1 protein-coding gene and 1 pseudogene are annotated in these 546 nt (G+C 72.2%); both read left to right on the top strand.

Features of this window, described 5'->3' with window-relative positions:
- Positions 1-323 (top strand): TonB-dependent receptor domain-containing protein (locus AC27KI_RS27015; protein ID WP_487116992.1); only part of this gene is annotated, 323 nt, incomplete at its 5' end.
- A gap of 20 nt (positions 324-343) precedes the next feature.
- A pseudogene (locus AC27KI_RS27010) lies at positions 344-546 on the top strand (hypothetical protein); the annotation flags it as partial.

Raw genomic sequence — 546 nt, 5'->3', positions numbered from 1 at the left:
TGTCGCTGGCCGGCCGCACGCCCACCAACACGCCCGAGAGCGTGGCCAACCTGTGGCTGGGCTACGCGGTCACGCCCGCGCTGCAGGCCACGGCGGGGGCGCGGCGCGTGGGGCGCATCTCTGCGGACGCGGCCAACACGCAGTATTGGCCCTCGTACACGCTGCTGGACCTGGGGCTGTCGTGGAAGCTCTCGCCCACCGCCACGCTCTCGGGCCACCTGCGCAACGCCACCGACCGCATCTACGCGGCCGAAGCGCGCAGCGCGCAGGTGTACCTGGGCGCACCGCGCACGGTGGACGTGTCGCTGCAGGTGGCGTTCTGAACGCCGACGGGAAACGCACCATGGACTGGACCCGCCCTGTGCGCGCCAAGCGCTGGCTGTTTCTCACCCACCGCTGGTTGGGGGTGCTGCTGTGCGGCTTCTTCGCGATGTGGTTCGTCTCCGGCATCGTGATGATGTACGTGGGCTACCCCCAGCTCACCGAGGCCGAGCGCACCGCCCACCTGCCGCCGCTGGGCGACGGCGCGGGCCTGCGGGAGCCCGC

The organism is Acidovorax sp. KPB24-03 (genome assembly GCF_057546605.1).
Note: the sequence above shows the minus strand (reverse complement) of the source record. Positions and strands in the feature narration are given on the sequence as shown.